The organism is uncultured Aquimarina sp. (assembly GCF_947495315.1).
Classification (GTDB): Bacteria; Bacteroidota; Bacteroidia; order Flavobacteriales; family Flavobacteriaceae; genus Aquimarina.
The window spans coordinates 1-14866 of the sequence record NZ_CANLYD010000013.1 but is presented as its reverse complement, the minus strand read 5'-3'; the positions used below and the strand labels follow the sequence as shown (position 1 = coordinate 14866).

Below are 14866 nucleotides of genomic sequence, written 5' to 3'. Positions count from 1 at the left end.
TCTGTAGTATTTTAGTCGTCCTTAAATAGGTTGACAGTTTTTAAATAATTTAAAAAGCCTCGAAACTTTAGTTTTGAGGCTTTTTTAGTATGTTATAGGATATCAATAACTCTTTCAGGAGGTCTTCCAATAATGGCTTTATTGTTTTTTGTTACAATAGGTCTTTCGATTAGTTTAGGATGCTCACACATAATTCTTATCAGCTCATTATCTGTTAGAGATTTACCTTTAAATTCTTGTTTCCAGATAGCTTCATTTTTTCGAACTAAGTCAATAGGCTTTATTCCAAGAAGATCGATGATTTCAGATAATTTTGCTTCAGTCAAAGGATTGTCTAAATATTTGATGATATTCAGATCTTCGTTCTTTTCTTCCAAAATGGCAAGACATTGTCTGGATTTGCTACATCTTGGGTTATGATATATTGTTGTCATATCTATAATTATTAATCTTCAATTCTTTGTCCCATCATCATAAGATATGCTTTTAGGAAAGCATCAATGTTTCCATCCATAACAGCATCCACATTTCCGGTTTCTTCTGCAGTTCTAACATCTTTTACCAGTTTATAAGGGTGCATTACATAGTTACGAATTTGAGATCCCCACTCAATTTTCATTTTAGAGGCTTCAATTTCATCTCTTTGCGCTTGTTGTTTTTTGAGTTCAAGTTCAAAAAGTTGTGATTTAAGCATTTGCAGTGCTTTTAATCGGTTTTCTTGCTGTGATCTAGTGTCTGAACATGAGATTTGAATTCCAGTAGGGAAGTGGGTAAGTTGTACTTTAGTTTCTACTTTGTTTACATTTTGTCCTCCGGCACCACTGGATCTAGATGTGATGATTTCATAATCGGATGGGTTAATATCGATTTCAATACTATCATCCGCTAATGGATACACATATATGGAAGCAAAAGATGTATGTCTTTTAGCATTACTGTCAAAAGGAGAGATGCGTACTAATCTATGCACTCCATTTTCGCCTTTAAGCCATCCAAAAGCGTATTCACCATCAATTTCTAAGGTTACCGTTTTGATTCCGGCAACATCTCCTCCTTGATAGTTAAGTTCTCTAATTTTATAACCTTGTTTCTCTGCCCACATTAGATACATACGCATAAGCATACTTGCCCAATCGCAACTTTCTGTTCCTCCAGCCCCAGCTGTAATCTGGATTACGGCACTCATGCTATCTCCTTCTTCACTAAGCATATTCTTAAACTCAAGGTGTTCTATAAGATCTAAGGCAATGGAATGACGTTCATCTACTTCTGTTTCTGTTGCATCTCCCTCTTTATAGAATTCGTAAAGAATTTCGAGATCATCAACAAGGGTAACACTTTTTTCATATTCAGAAACCCACTTTTTTTCTGCGTTAAGAGCACGCATTAGTTTTTCTGCTTCCTGAGCATTATCCCAAAAATCAGGTGCATATGTTTTTTCTTCTTCGTTAGCTATTTCGATAAGTTTGGCATCAATGTCAAAGATACCTCCTTAACGCAACCAGGCGCTCCCTAAGATCCTGTAAAGTCTCAGTATTAATCATATTTCAGTTATTTTTGACAAAAATAGGATTTAACAGTTCAGTAGGAAACAATTTTACTATTATTTTATAGTTTTATGGCTTTTTCAAAATCACACTAAATCATTTCAAGATGAAAATAAATATTACTTGCTTGTTTTTAATAGTTTGCCATTTTCTTTCGGCACAGTTTCTAGAAAAACAAAAGGATTTAAAATCTTATAATGGGTATTTTAATTTTCATTATAACGAAAGTAAGGATGAGATATATTTAGAAGTAAATAAATTAAACACAGAGTTTTTATATGTCCATTCGTTAGCCACCGGTTTAGGATCTAATGATATTGGATTGGATAGAGGGCAAATAGGGGATGGTGTGGTTGTAAAGTTTCAAAAAGCAGGAAACAAATTGTTATTAGTGCAACCTAATCAAAGATATAGAGCTATTACGGAAAACAAACTCGAGAAAAAAAGTGTAGAACAGGCATTTGCCAAATCTGTGTTATTTGGTTTTCCTATAAAAGAACAAAAAGAGAGTAGTTATATTATTGATTTGACACCTTTTTTATTACAAGATACTCATGGTGTGATTAATAGATTAAAAAATCAGAAAGAAGGTGCTTATAGCGTAGATAAAACTAAAAGTGCCTTAAGTTTAGAAAAAACAAAGGCTTTTCCGAAAAATGTCGAATTCGAAGCATTGTTGACATATAAGGGATCACCTAAGCAAGGAAATATTTGGTCAGTAGCACCAGATTCAAAGTTTCTTACCGTAATTCAACATCATTCTTTTGTAGAATTACCGGATAATAATTATAACAAACGAGAATTTGATCCTAGGAGTGGAACTTTATCAATATCTTATCTAGATTATGCGACACCAATACAGGAACCTATTGTAAAAAGATATATAACTAGACATAGGTTAGAAAAGAAAAATCCAGAATTAGCAGTAAGCGAAGCTAAAGAGCCTATTATCTATTATTTAGATCCTGGAACTCCAGAACCTGTAAGATCTGCATTGTTAGAAGGTGCAAGATGGTGGAACCAAGCGTATGAAGCTATTGGATTTAGAGATGCTTTTCAGGTAAAAATGCTTCCGGAAGATGCTGATCCAATGGACTTAAGGTATAATGTAATTCAATGGGTACATCGATCTACAAGAGGATGGAGTTATGGAGCAAGTGTTGTAGATCCAAGAACTGGAGAAATATTAAAAGGGCACGTAAGTTTAGGTAGTTTAAGAATCCGTCAAGATTTTCTTATTGCACAAGCTTTATCAAATATGCCTTTTGCTGGTAATGATGATAATTATAAACCAATGCTGGATATGGCTCTGGCTAGGATTCGTCAATTGTCAGCACATGAAGTGGGGCATACTATTGGATTTGCACATAACTTTGCAGCAAGCACCAGTAATAGAGCATCGGTTATGGATTATCCTCATCCGACCATAAGATTAAAAGATGGAGAAATTGATTTTTCTGATGCTTATGACACTAAAATAGGAGTTTGGGATAAAGTAACAGTAGCTTATAGTTATTCGGAATTTGATAAGGAAGTAGATGAAAGTCAGCAGCTAAATAAAATTTTAGATAATGCTTATGCTTCTGGATTGCGTTTTATTTCGGATAGTGATGCAAGGCCTCGAGGAGGAGCACATGGTTTAGCTCATCTTTGGGATAATGGAAAAAGTGCTTCTGAAGAATTAAAAAATGTATTAGAAGTTAGAGAAACAGCAATTCGTAATTTCTCTGAAGATAATATTAGAATCGGTGAAGCGTATTCGGTTTTAGAAGATGTATTCGTTCCTTTGTATTTTTTTCATAGGTACCAAACGGAAGCAGCAGTAAAGTTAATCGGAGGTCTTAATTATAACTATGCTACCAAAGGAGATAAACAGACAATCGTTGAAGTGATTTCAGAAAAAGAACAAAAGGAAGCACTAGATCAAATATTGAAAACGTTATCTCCTGAAGTTTTGGCTATTCCTGAAGATAAATTAAAATTGTTTCCTCCTAGAGCTTTTGGTTATGGTCGTTCTAGAGAATCTTTTAATAGTAAAACAGGTGTAGCTTTTGATGCTCTGAGTGCTGCATCTACTGCCAGTGATATGAGCTTGTCTCTATTACTACATCCAGAAAGAGTTTCGCGATTAGTACAACAAAGTAGTCTAGACCCAAAACAATTAGGAGCATCAGAAGTTTTAGATAAATTAATTAAAGTAGTTTTTGAGGCTAAGCCTAAAAATAGTTATCATAACGAAATTCAACATACAGTAAAAAGCAATACATTAAAATATCTAATGAATCTGAGTGTTAATGGTAATAGTTATCCTCAGGTAAGGGCTTTGGCATATGCTTCGCTGAACAACGTTAGGTATCTATTAAGTGCTGACAAACGAAAAGATTCAAATACAGTTTATAATGACTATTATTTAAAGCAAATCCAGGATTTTATGACCAAACCTGAAAGATTTAAAATAGTACCTTCGCCAAAAATTCCGGATGGCTCTCCTATCGGAAGTTTTAGATGTGAGTTTTAACTAGTTTAGGAGCATTGATAACAAATTATAAACGTTTTAACTAAAATAGTATATGATAATAGATCTTAGGAGTGATACAGTTACCAAACCTACCCCAGAAATGCTTAATGAAATAATGAACGCAGAAGTGGGAGATGATGTGTATAAAGAGGATCCGACAGTTAATGCTTTAGAAGAAAGAATAGCCAATATGTTTGGTAAAGAGAGTGCCTTGTTTTTTCCATCTGGTAGCATGGCGAATCAGGCGGCTATAAAATTGCATACACAACCAGGAGAACAATTGATTGCAGATAAATATGCTCATGTGTTTAATTATGAAGGAGGAGGAGTTTCTTTTAACAGTGGAGTCTCGTGCAAGTTGATTAATGGGAATAGAGGTATGATAACTGCTGATCAGGTTCTAGCATCCATTAATCCACCGGATTTTTATCATAGCCCTTTAACAAGTTTGGTTTGCGTAGAAAATACTACCAATAAAGGTGGAGGCGCTTGTTATGATTTTCAAGAAATTATTAAAATCAAAAAGGTGTGCACTGATCATAATTTGGGATATCATTTGGATGGAGCGCGATTATGGAATGCTTTAATAGCTAAAAAAGAAGATCCTAAGCAATATGGAGAAGTATTTGATACCATTTCTGTATGCCTCAGCAAAGGATTAGGAGCGCCAATGGGTTCTGTATTAGTTGGTAATCAGGAAATTATGCAAAAATCTATCCGGATTAGAAAAGTATTAGGAGGAGGTATGCGCCAAATTGGATATATGGCAGCAGCAGGTTTATATGCAGTAGAGAATCACATAGATCGTTTACAAGAAGATCATAAAAAGGCTAAAGAGATTGGACAGGTTTTACAAGAATTACCCTTTGTAACAGGTGTTGAGCCTATCGATACAAACATTATTATATTTACTATTGATGGTAGTGAAGAGGAGTTTATAACAAAGATGGCTACGAAGAATATTCACTTTTATGGGATGGGGCAAGGAAAACTTAGGTTTGTAACACATTTAGATTATACTCAAGAAATGCACGAATATTTTTTGGAATTATTACAAGCGATATGAAAAAAAGTAAAGCTGTTCAATATGAAGTGAACAGCTTTACTTAAATTTATAAATTATAATACTTATTACATTTAAACTTCTTTAGTGTCAGCTTCCGCAGCATTCTCTTTTACAGAGTTAATACCGTTTTCCATTCCGGATTCGGAAGAATACATCTGGCTGCTACCAATTACTTGACCATTAGAAGCTTTTAGATTAAAAAAGAACTTTCCATCCTTAGCCGTTTTTCGTTCATATCTTCCATCCTCAACAGCATTTTTCTGTACAGAAGCTATTCCATTAACAGCTGCAGCTTTACTGTTGTACACCTCACTACTTAGAATTACTTGTCCATTTTTTGCTTTCAAAGTGAAATGATAACTGGATCCTTCCTTATTTTTGAGTTCAAACATATTGTCGAGTTTTAAAGAATTTTAGAATGATTTTGATAAAAATATAGAATAAAAAGGAGAAAGAAAAATATAAAAAAATGCAAATTTAGTTTTTTAGGTCTTTTATCGGATAAATAAACAATACATCGAAAAAACATTATTTTTTTTAAATGTTAATTTTAACATTTTCTTTTCATCTACTTAATTTCGTACCTTTAAGTGTAACATAATAATAACCACAAAATCATCAAAACATGAAAAACCGCATTTTATTGGTATTACTTGCATTTGCAGGGATTACCGCTCAATCTCAAGACCTACCGGCTAATCCAGAACCGGGGAAATGTTATGTACGTTGTACAACTCCTGACGTATATGAGAACCAAACTGTAAAAGTGCAGATAACTCCAGAGTATAAAAAACTAAAAACATATCCTGCTACTTTCGAAACCGTAACTGAAAAAGTATTAGTAAAAGAAGAAGGAAAAAAACTTACTGCTATACCTGCTAAATATAAAAATGAAACTGTAACTTTTATTAAGAAACAAGGAGCTTCAAAATTAGCAGTTGTTCCTGCTAAATTTGGTAAAGGAGCAGAAACAGTAGAAATCAAACCGGCTTACGCTCAGTGGGAACTTGGGTCTCCAGCTCCTGATTGTGCATCAAGTAATCCAGATGACTGTCGTTACTGGTGTTATAAAGGATATCCAGCTGAGTTTACGACTGTGCCAGTTCAGACATTAAGTGCGGATGCTACTACAAAAAGTTCTGCAATCGCAGAACAATCAAGTACGTATACAAAAAGGATAATCGCTGAACCGGCTCGAGTTATTGAGGAAGTAATTCCTGCAGAATACGCAACTATTACTAAAACGGTTATGGTTAAAGATTCATATACTGAAGAAGTAGTCGTTCCTGCTACTTTTAAAACAGTAAGCAAAGAAGTACTTACTCAAAAAGGAGGATTAACAACTTGGAAAGAAGTAGAGTGTTCCTTAGTAGAGTATTCTGCATTACCAATTAACTGGAATGTAGGTAGTGCTACATTAACTGCAGAGGCTAAGAGTATTATTGATACCAGATTAATGCCGGTATTGGCTAGCAATTCAGGTGCTAAAATGGAAATTGCTTCTCATACAGATGCTAGAGGATCTAAGTCAAGTAATAAGAGCCTTTCTGAAAGAAGAGCACAGGCTGTAGTTACATATTTACTTTCTAAAGGAGTAAATGGTAGTAGATTAGTAGCTAATGGATACGGAGAGAATAGATTAAAAAACAGATGTGCGGATGGAATTACTTGTACAGAGCGCCAGCACGCATCAAACCGTAGAACAGAATTTAGATTAATTAATAACTAATTTGTTATTAGGTTAAAAACAACAAAAGGAAGCAAATTGCTTCCTTTTGTTGTTTCTATGGATTTTTGGATTTTATTTAAATAAGTCTAATCCAGGAATATTTGGCATTCCTTCTTTAGCCACCGCAGCTAGTTCAGCTTCATTAACTGCTGTAGCGCTGGCAATAGCTTTATTAAGTGTAAGGATCAGATAATCCTCTAATTGCTCTTTATCATTTAGCAATTCATCGGCAATAGAAATACTTTTGATTTCACGATTTGCCGTAATTGTAACTTTAAGAAGATTATCTGTACTATTTTCATCTACTAAAACAGTATCTAATCTTTTTTTCGTTTCCTCTACTTTTTTCTGGGTTTCCTTTAGTTTACCCATCATTCCCATCATATCTCCAAACATTGGTAATTTTTTTAATGATTAATTAAGAACAAAATTAGTATTTTACCTGTTAATAAACTAAGAGATTATTGTGAAAAGCCATAGAGTTATATGATCGTTAACTATTATTTTTGCAACTTCGCGTAACTATAATAAAGAAAGAACATTGGAGATAGAAATTCACAGCCCAATCGCAGACAGAAAAGCTACACATCTGGAAAAACACGAGGATATTCGTGTTGATAATTATTTTTGGCTCAATGATAAAGATAATCCGGAAGTGATCGATTATTTAAAATGTGAAAATGACTTTAATGATAGAATGACCGCTCATACGAAGGATTTTCAAAAAAATCTTTTTGAAGAGATGAAAAGCCGAATTAAAGAAGATGATGCTTCTGTGCCATATAAACTAAATGGATATTGGTATATTACCCGTTATGAGACGGGAAGAGATTATCCCATATATGCGAGAAAAAAAGAAAGTCTCGATGCTCCTGAAGAAATATTATTCGATTGTAACAAAGAAGCAGAAGAGCACGCTTATTTTAAAATGGTTGGATTAAATGTGAGTCCGGATAACACATTAATAGCTTTTGGAGTAGACACCGTAAGCAGAAGGAAATATACGATACGTATTAAAAATCTTATAACAGGTGAGATATATCCGGATGAAATCGAAACCACGACTGGAGGCAGTACTTGGGCAGCAGATAGTAAAACGCTGTTTTATACTAAGAAAGATACCGAAACGCTGAGATCATATAAAATTTTTAGGCATACCCTGAATACAAATGCTGAGGATGATGTGGAGGTTTATCATGAAAAAGATGATACTTTCAATACTTTCGTTTATAAGACAAAATCTAAAAAATATATAGTAATAGGATCTAGTAGTACATTAACTTCTGAATATCATATTTTAAAAGCAGATAACCCTATTGGAGAATTTACTGTGTTTCAACCTAGAGTTAGAGGTTTAGAATATGGAATAGCTCACTATAAGGATAGTTTCTATGTGTTAACTAATGCGGATGAGGCTAAGAATTTTAAGCTAATGAAGGTTTCGGAAAAAGACACTTTGAAAGAAAATTGGAAGAATCTTATTCCTCATCGTAAAGATGTTTTGTTAGAGGACGTTGATATTTTTAAAGAGTATTTGGTAATAAGCGAGCGTAGTAATGGATTAAATAGAATTAATATTAAGAAATGGGATGGCACTGATGATTACTATCTTCCATTTGATAATGAAACCTACACAGCTTATGTAAGTACCAATGTGGATTTTGATACTAAGACACTCAGGTATGCATACAATTCGTTAACTACTCCTAATTCAGTCATTGATTTTGATATGAATACAAGAGAAAAGGAGGTTAAGAAAGAACAAGAAGTACTAGGAGGTAATTTTGATAAGAACAATTATATCTCTGAGAGAGTATGGGCAACTGCAGTTGATGGTACTAGGGTGCCGATATCATTGGTTTATAAAAAAGGAGCTAAAAAAGATGGCGCTAATCCGTTACTTCAATATGCGTACGGGTCATATGGCTCTACGATAGACCCATATTTTTCTACAGTACGTTTAAGTCTATTGGATAGAGGATTTATTTATGCAATAGCACACATACGAGGAGGGGAATATCTCGGACGTTCCTGGTATGAGGATGGTAAATTATTTAAAAAGAAAAATACATTCACCGATTTTATTGATTGTTCTAAGTTCTTAATTAACGAAGGATATACATCATCTGAACATCTTTATGGAATGGGTGGTTCTGCAGGTGGGTTACTAATGGGAGCTATAATTAATATGGCACCAAAGTTGTACAATGGAATTGTAGCCGCTGTGCCTTTTGTAGATGTTGTAACTACTATGTTGGATGATAGTATACCATTAACAACCGGAGAATATGACGAATGGGGTAATCCAAACGAGAAAGAATATTATGATTATATGAAATCTTATTCGCCTTATGATAATGTGGTAGCGCAAGAATATCCCAATATGTTAGTTACTACTGGATTACATGATTCTCAAGTACAATATTGGGAGCCTGCAAAATGGGTAGCTAAGCTAAGAGAATTAAAGACAGATACGAATCTATTGTTATTACATACGAATATGGAAGCAGGTCATGGAGGAGCTTCAGGAAGATTTGAAGCGCTTAAAGAAGTTGCCGAAGAGTATGCTTTTTTACTAGATTTAGAAGGGATAAAGAATTAATTAAAAAAATTAACGTAACTTCGTAGCGTTTTTGTAACAGTTTGTGGACTCCCCTTTTTCAGTTCTACAGACCTGTGTAAAACACAACCTTATGAGAGAAGATATACAGGCTTATAACAATGTTTTAGAGCTTATAGGTGATACCCCACTTGTAAAATTAAACAGAATTATGAAAGGCTATCCAGGAAATTTCTATGCAAAAATAGAATCCTTTAATCCTGGGCACTCCACTAAAGATAGAATTGCACTTTATATTATAGAAGAAGCCGAAAAAAAAGGTATTCTAAAACCAGGTGATACTATTATTGAGACTACTAGTGGAAACACAGGTTTCAGTTTAGCTATGGTAAGTGTTATAAAAGGCTATGATTGTATACTGGCAGTTAGCTCTAAATCTTCTAAAGATAAGATTGCTATGCTTAAGAATATGGGAGCAAAAGTTTATGTGTGTCCGGCGCACGTAAGTGCTGATGATCCCAGATCTTATTATCAGGTAGCAAAAAGACTTCATGAAGAGATAAAAGGATCTGTATATATAAATCAATATTTTAATGAATTGAATATTGATGCACACTACAATTCTACAGGGCCAGAAGTTTGGAATCAAACCAATGGTAATGTAACTCATTTTGTAGCGTGTTGTGGAACAGGAGGTACTATTTCTGGTACTGCAAAGTATTTAAAAGAGAAAAATAGCGCGATAAGAGTGCTTGGAATTGATGCATACGGATCTGTTTTGAAAAAATATCACGAAACCAAAGAATTTGATGAAGAAGAGATTTATCCTTACCGAATTGAAGGTTTAGGAAAAAACCTTATTCCGAGTGCAACAGACTTTGATGTGATTGATAAGTTCGAGAAAGTAAGCGATGAGGACAGTGCACATACAGCCAGAGAATTGGTAAAAACAGAAGGAATGTTCCTTGGATATACTAGTGGCGCAGCTATACAAGGTGTAAAACAATTAGCGAGACAGGGAGAATTTGATGAGAATAGTAATATTGTAGTTATTTTACCCGATCACGGATCTCGTTATATGAGTAAGGTGTTTAGTGATGAATGGATGATGGAACAAGGATTTTTCGATAGCGTTCACGAAGAAGATGCTACAAAAGTTCAGTTTGTTAAGTAAAATTTAATAGTAGAAAAATATGAGCATCTGATATTGTACAGGTGCTTTTTTTGTGAAAGAATAGTTTATAGTAGTGATTTTGGATATAATTATGCTATCACGTCAATTTTCTGTATTTTCGCACACTTAAAGAAATCAAATTTGCGGTAGATGAGAGATTTATTTGATAAAATATATGAGGACAAAGGACCTTTGGGAAAATGGGCAGATCAGGCGGAAGGATATTTTGTTTTTCCAAAGTTAGAAGGACCAATATCAAATAGAATGAAGTTTCAGGGTAGAGAAGTAGTTACCTGGAGTATTAATGATTATTTGGGGCTTGCTAATATGGAAGAAGTTCGTAAAGTAGATGCAGAGGCTGCAGCTGCATATGGTTCTGCATACCCTATGGGTGCCAGAATGATGAGTGGACACACAGATCTTCATGAACAACTACAAAACGAACTTGCAGAGTTTGTAGATAAAGAAGCAGCTTATTTATTGAATTTTGGATATCAGGGAATGGTATCTACGATTGATGCATTGGTAAGTAAAGATGATATCATAGTATATGATGTAGATGCACATGCTTGTATTATTGATGGAGTTAGATTGCATCAAGGACAGAGATATACATATCGCCATAATGATATAGAAAGTATAGAGAAAAACCTGATGAGAGCTACGAGAATGGCTCAAAAAACTGGAGGAGGAATTTTATTAATCTCTGAAGGGGTTTTTGGAATGCGTGGTGAGCAAGGAAGGTTAAAAGAAATAGTAGCATTAAAAGAAAAATATAATTTCAGATTGTTTGTTGATGATGCTCACGGTTTTGGAACATTAGGTGATACTGGTGCAGGAACAGGAGAAGAGCAAGGGGTGCAGGATGAAATTGATGTATACTTTGCTACATTTGCTAAATCTATGGCAAGTACTGGAGCTTTTATTGCCGCTGATAAAGAAATTATAGACTATTTAAAATACAATTTACGTTCGCAGATGTTTGCTAAATCATTGCAGATGCAATTAGTGGTTGGCGCACTTAAGCGATTGGATATGTTGCGTACCATGCCTGAGTTAAAAGCAAAACTTTGGGAGAATGTAAATGCTTTGCAAAATGGATTACGGGATAGAGGTTTTGATCTAGGAACTACACAAAGCTGTGTAACTCCAGTATACCTAAAAGGAAGTATTCCTGAAGCAATGGCGTTAGTTAAGGATCTTAGAGAAAATCATGGTATCTTTTGTTCTATTGTCGTATATCCTGTTATTCCTAAAGGGTTGATATTGTTGAGATTAATTCCTACTGCTTCTCATACAATGCAAGATATTGAAGAGACATTAAATGCCTTTTCAGCTATTAGAGAAACATTAGAAAATGGAACCTATAAAATAATGTCCGCTGCGTTAGCAGAAGCTATGGGAGAATAAGATTATAAAAAAACATATAAAACTAAAAAATCCGCTATTTGGCGGATTTTTTTTTCAGTAATTAACATGCTGGTAAATGCCACACTATTTCCGGATTTATACAAGCTCCGGAACAGCAAATTTGTCTGTTTGGACATTCTTCATTATTAAAACAAGTTATATTAAGACCAAATCCTGCGGAAATTGATTTTTGTTGTTCTCTATTTAATTGTTGAACACCGTTAATTTTTAAAATACTGTCTAACATAATATTGAGTTTTAAATTCATAAAAGGATCTGAAAAGTGTTTAATGAACAGATCACTGTCTTATGTTGACTAATTTAGAAATTACATTAGTGAATTTTCCCACCCGAAAAGGGCGGTTTTAGTTAGCTGGTATTTTAAATATCTTTTCTGTATGTTCTTCGCATTTTGTGTTGCTCATGCTCATAATCATTCCATAAGGCTTGTATTGCTTTGTTCTCTTCCAATTCTGGATTGGTTTCTACCATTTCTATACCATTGCGAATAAACGTTTCATTCATTTCTTTGAAAATAAGCGCTGTTACTCCTTTATTTTGATATTCTGGATCAACTCCAATAAGATAAAAAGCAGCGGTGTCATTTCTTCTTTGTGCCTTAAGGATGTGTAGGAATTTTAATGGATATATCTTACCGTTCATTTTTTTCAAAGCTTTAGAGAATGATGGCATAACAATCGAAAAAGCAATTAACTTTCCATTTTTATCAGCAATGCAGGTAATGTATTCCGGGTTTAAATATGGTAAGTATTTTTTCTTATACATTTCTATTTGGTACTGCTGTATAGGAACGAATGTCTGTAGACTACTGTATGTCTTATTCAGTAGATCAAACATATCATCTGCATATTTCAATAGCTCTTTACTTTTCTTAAATTTAAGTAATTGAAGTTGATAGCGTTCTTTGATTATTTTCGCAAACTTGATTACTTTTTCTCTAGTTTCTGTAGGGACTTTTATTTTGTATTCTACCCAAGTAGCTGCATCTTCAAAACCAAGTTGTTCCATATGCTTTTGATAATATGGATAATTATACCAAGTAATCATGGTATTAAGTTCTTCAAATCCTTTAATCAGTATACCCGCCTTATCCATATTAGAAAAGCCTACAGGACCTTCTATATATTCAAGAGAGTGCTGTTTTCCAAACTCTGCTACTCTTTCTAAAAGAGCTTTGGTAACTTCTATATCATCAATGACATCAAACCATCCAAAACGAACTTTTGATTTTTGTTGCTCTTTTACTTCAATCCAATTAATAATTGCTGCTATTCTTCCTACTATCTTGTCATTTCTATATGCTAAGAAATATCTAGCCACCGCATTTTTAAAAACGGGATTTTTTTTGGGATTCATTACATCTAACTCTTCTTTAATAATAGAAGGAACGTAATAGGGAGAGTCTTTATATAATTCAAAAGGAAACTTAACAAATGTAGTTAAATCTGCTTTGGAGGTAATTTCTTTAATCGTAATCATACAACTTCGCTAGTTCATAACAAATATATGACCCTTTTATTAAACATTTTAATGGAAACGCTTCAATTTATGAATCAATCGATAACTTATTAGTATTAATTGTTAAGTGAAAGATTTGAATAAAAAAATACTCCACTGATCAAACTAATGATCAATGGAGTAAAGGATACATAACAAACAATAATTTTACTTATTATTCATACACACACAACTTTAGTATCCAGGATTTTGACTAATCTTTAATTAGTTGCATTTACTTTGCTGGTAGAAGTCTAACTAAATCAAACCATTAATGATTTTAGAAGGCTAATTCAACTCATTTTTAAGGTTTTATTACATTTCTACAAGGCGATTATATATTTAAAACATTATTATAATTTAATATCCCGGGTTTTGTGGTAATAAGTTCGAGTTTCTTGCTAATTCCTCTGCGGGTAATGGGAATAAATAATCCTGATTAGGATCAAAATTGTCCTTTAAACCTTCTAAACCTGATGCACTAAATACTTCATTACCGAGTCTTCTTCTAGCGATATCATACCATCTTTTGAACTCAAAGGCGAGTTCCCATTTACGTTCTTCTAAAACCACATTTCTCAAATCATCTTGTGATAATCCAGAGATATCTGCTGGAAAATCAGAACCATTCCCACTTCTTGCTCTAGCTCTCACTCTATTTACATATTGGTGGGCTTCATTTGATCCTGGACTTATTTCATTTAATGCTTCTGCCGCAATTAAGAGTACCTCTGCATAACGCATCATCATATAGTTAGCTTCTGATCCTCTACCATTCCCGGTTGCAGTTGTTCCGATAGCACGCGTATACTTTGCAATATGCGGACGATCGACACCTCTACCAGCGCCACTTTCTCGAAAAACAGTAAAAGGTCTTTCCTCTAATGTTTGGATACCTGTAACAGGATCCGTTATATTAAAGAGTCCTATGGTATCTAAGCTAACCTGTTTTCTGTAATCCCGACCATCCCAAGTATTGTATACTTCTAAAGAAGGAACACCAACAGACCAACCACCACCAAGACCATATTGTTGGTCATCTCTAAGACCCGTCAATGCTGCTTGATAATCTCTTCCATCATCTCCATTACTAGCTCCAATAAAATCCAATACAAAAATGGGTTCTAAAGAAGCATCTATTAGAGAAGAATCAAATAAATCCTGAAAATCTGGTTCTAACCCTAAATTGTAAGTTCCTTCATTATCAATCACTCCTTTGGCTTCATCATACGCTTTCTGGTAGTTACCGATAGTTAAATGTACCAACGCTAAATAAGAGTGGGCTGCAGATTTAGCAGGTATCGATCTGGCTGCTTGGTTCTCTGGCAACCAAGTTTTAGCAAA

At 34.0% G+C, this 14866-nt stretch carries 13 protein-coding genes; 6 read left to right on the top strand and 7 right to left on the bottom strand.

What is annotated here, in order from left to right; translation table 11 throughout:
* Nucleotides 1–92 precede the first annotated feature (92 nt).
* Nucleotides 93–434 carry an arsenate reductase (glutaredoxin) gene (gene arsC / locus Q0910_RS19900; RefSeq protein WP_299220388.1) on the bottom strand — a complete coding sequence of 114 codons (342 nt, stop codon included), beginning with the start codon at nucleotides 432–434 and terminating at the stop codon, nucleotides 93–95.
* A gap of 11 nt (nucleotides 435–445) precedes the next feature.
* A protein-coding gene (gene prfB / locus Q0910_RS19895) for a peptide chain release factor 2 (protein ID WP_299220386.1) occupies nucleotides 446–1544 on the bottom strand; the annotation gives its coding sequence in 2 pieces (ribosomal slippage) (nucleotides 446–1480 and nucleotides 1482–1544; 1098 coding nt in all).
* Between the two features lie 109 nt (nucleotides 1545–1653).
* On the opposite strand from prfB, the gene Q0910_RS19890 reads away from it, so the two are divergent.
* Together Q0910_RS19890 and Q0910_RS19885 are read left to right on the top strand one after the other, a co-directional pair.
* Nucleotides 1654–4065 (top strand): zinc-dependent metalloprotease, encoded by a 2412-nt coding sequence (locus Q0910_RS19890; RefSeq protein ID WP_299220383.1) that lies wholly within the window; start codon nucleotides 1654–1656, stop codon nucleotides 4063–4065.
* Between the two features lie 52 nt (nucleotides 4066–4117).
* Complete coding sequence (locus Q0910_RS19885) at nucleotides 4118–5131, top strand: GntG family PLP-dependent aldolase (RefSeq protein WP_299220380.1); 1014 nt, start codon at nucleotides 4118–4120, stop codon at nucleotides 5129–5131.
* Nucleotides 5132–5202: 71 nt separating this feature from the next.
* Here the strand turns inward: Q0910_RS19885 and Q0910_RS19880 are convergent, their stop codons facing one another.
* Nucleotides 5203–5523, bottom strand: a complete 321-nt coding sequence (locus Q0910_RS19880; RefSeq protein WP_299220376.1) for a YegP family protein — start codon at nucleotides 5521–5523, stop codon at nucleotides 5203–5205.
* 233 nt (nucleotides 5524–5756) lie between these two features.
* Between Q0910_RS19880 and Q0910_RS19875 the strand changes: the two genes are divergently transcribed.
* On the top strand, nucleotides 5757–6860 hold the full coding sequence (locus Q0910_RS19875; protein ID WP_299220371.1) for an OmpA family protein: 1104 nt from the start codon (nucleotides 5757–5759) through the stop codon (nucleotides 6858–6860).
* 72 nt (nucleotides 6861–6932) lie between these two features.
* Here the strand turns inward: Q0910_RS19875 and Q0910_RS19870 are convergent, their stop codons facing one another.
* The gene (locus Q0910_RS19870) at nucleotides 6933–7256 is read right to left on the bottom strand and encodes a YbaB/EbfC family nucleoid-associated protein (RefSeq protein WP_299220370.1); all 324 of its coding nucleotides are present in this window, start codon (nucleotides 7254–7256) and stop codon (nucleotides 6933–6935) included.
* 145 nt (nucleotides 7257–7401) lie between these two features.
* On the opposite strand from Q0910_RS19870, the gene Q0910_RS19865 reads away from it, so the two are divergent.
* The 3 genes from Q0910_RS19865 (at nucleotide 7402) to Q0910_RS19855 (ending at nucleotide 12004) form a co-directional block, all read left to right on the top strand.
* Complete coding sequence (locus Q0910_RS19865) at nucleotides 7402–9462, top strand: S9 family peptidase (RefSeq protein WP_299220366.1); 2061 nt, start codon at nucleotides 7402–7404, stop codon at nucleotides 9460–9462.
* A 91-nt stretch (nucleotides 9463–9553) separates the two neighbouring features.
* Entirely contained in the window at nucleotides 9554–10594 is a 1041-nt protein-coding gene (locus tag Q0910_RS19860; RefSeq protein WP_299220363.1) for a cysteine synthase family protein, read from the top strand.
* 150 nt (nucleotides 10595–10744) lie between these two features.
* Nucleotides 10745–12004 carry an aminotransferase class I/II-fold pyridoxal phosphate-dependent enzyme gene (locus Q0910_RS19855; RefSeq protein WP_299220360.1) on the top strand — a complete coding sequence of 420 codons (1260 nt, stop codon included), beginning with the start codon at nucleotides 10745–10747 and terminating at the stop codon, nucleotides 12002–12004.
* Between the two features lie 61 nt (nucleotides 12005–12065).
* On the opposite strand, the gene Q0910_RS19850 is transcribed toward Q0910_RS19855, so the two are convergent.
* The 3 genes from Q0910_RS19850 to Q0910_RS19840 all read right to left on the bottom strand — a co-directional run.
* Nucleotides 12066–12251, bottom strand: coding sequence for a hypothetical protein (locus tag Q0910_RS19850; RefSeq protein WP_299220357.1), 186 nt, complete (start codon nucleotides 12249–12251; stop codon nucleotides 12066–12068).
* Nucleotides 12252–12385: 134 nt separating this feature from the next.
* Nucleotides 12386–13504: a GNAT family N-acetyltransferase gene (locus Q0910_RS19845; RefSeq protein ID WP_299220354.1), complete on the bottom strand. Its 1119-nt coding sequence runs from the start codon at nucleotides 13502–13504 to the stop codon at nucleotides 12386–12388.
* A gap of 378 nt (nucleotides 13505–13882) precedes the next feature.
* A partial coding sequence (locus Q0910_RS19840; protein ID WP_299220351.1) for a RagB/SusD family nutrient uptake outer membrane protein occupies nucleotides 13883–14866 on the bottom strand: 984 nt, incomplete at its 5' end.

Excerpts from the sequence above, each read along its gene's own strand:
- Q0910_RS19855 (WP_299220360.1), top strand. The coding sequence starts at position 10,745 with ATGAGAGATTTATTTGATAAAATATATGAGGACAAAGGACCTTTGGGA.
- Q0910_RS19845 (WP_299220354.1), bottom strand. The coding sequence starts at position 13,504 with ATGATTACGATTAAAGAAATTACCTCCAAAGCAGATTTAACTACATTT.
- Q0910_RS19890 (WP_299220383.1), top strand. The coding sequence starts at position 1,654 with ATGAAAATAAATATTACTTGCTTGTTTTTAATAGTTTGCCATTTTCTT.
- Q0910_RS19860 (WP_299220363.1), top strand. The coding sequence starts at position 9,554 with ATGAGAGAAGATATACAGGCTTATAACAATGTTTTAGAGCTTATAGGT.
- Q0910_RS19880 (WP_299220376.1), bottom strand. The coding sequence starts at position 5,523 with ATGTTTGAACTCAAAAATAAGGAAGGATCCAGTTATCATTTCACTTTG.
- Q0910_RS19850 (WP_299220357.1), bottom strand. The coding sequence starts at position 12,251 with ATGTTAGACAGTATTTTAAAAATTAACGGTGTTCAACAATTAAATAGA.
- Q0910_RS19885 (WP_299220380.1), top strand. The coding sequence starts at position 4,118 with ATGATAATAGATCTTAGGAGTGATACAGTTACCAAACCTACCCCAGAA.
- arsC (WP_299220388.1), bottom strand. The coding sequence starts at position 434 with ATGACAACAATATATCATAACCCAAGATGTAGCAAATCCAGACAATGT.
- Q0910_RS19875 (WP_299220371.1), top strand. The coding sequence starts at position 5,757 with ATGAAAAACCGCATTTTATTGGTATTACTTGCATTTGCAGGGATTACC.
- Q0910_RS19870 (WP_299220370.1), bottom strand. The coding sequence starts at position 7,256 with ATGTTTGGAGATATGATGGGAATGATGGGTAAACTAAAGGAAACCCAG.